This is a genomic window from Rhodococcus sp. PAE-6, assembly GCF_025290685.1.
GTDB classification, from domain to species: domain Bacteria; phylum Actinomycetota; class Actinomycetes; order Mycobacteriales; family Mycobacteriaceae; genus Rhodococcus; species Rhodococcus pyridinivorans.
The window spans coordinates 1-234 of the sequence record NZ_JAOCLZ010000245.1; the positions used below are offsets into that span (position 1 = coordinate 1).

Annotated in this window: 1 protein-coding gene; it reads left to right on the forward strand. The window is 71.4% G+C overall.

Annotation, left to right across the window (positions count from 1 at the left end):
* Positions 1-234, forward strand: a 234-nt coding sequence (locus NVV99_RS26905; protein WP_260783345.1) for a condensation domain-containing protein, incomplete at both ends; no start/stop codon positions are given.

The following is a 234-nucleotide window of genomic DNA, read 5'->3' on the forward strand; positions in this document are numbered from 1 at the left end:
GGGAACGGACGACATCGCCATCGGCACGCCGATCGCCGGGCGCGGTCGTCGCGAACTCGACGTCCTCGTCGGCATGTTCGTCAACACGCTGGTGTTCCGCTCGACCGTGGACGGAGACCTGCCCTTCACCGCCCTCGGCGATCAGGCGCGGGAGCGCGACCTGCAGGCGTTCGCGACCGCCGACGTCCCGTTCGACCGGCGCGTCGCTGTTCTCGAACCCGCGCGCTCCACGGC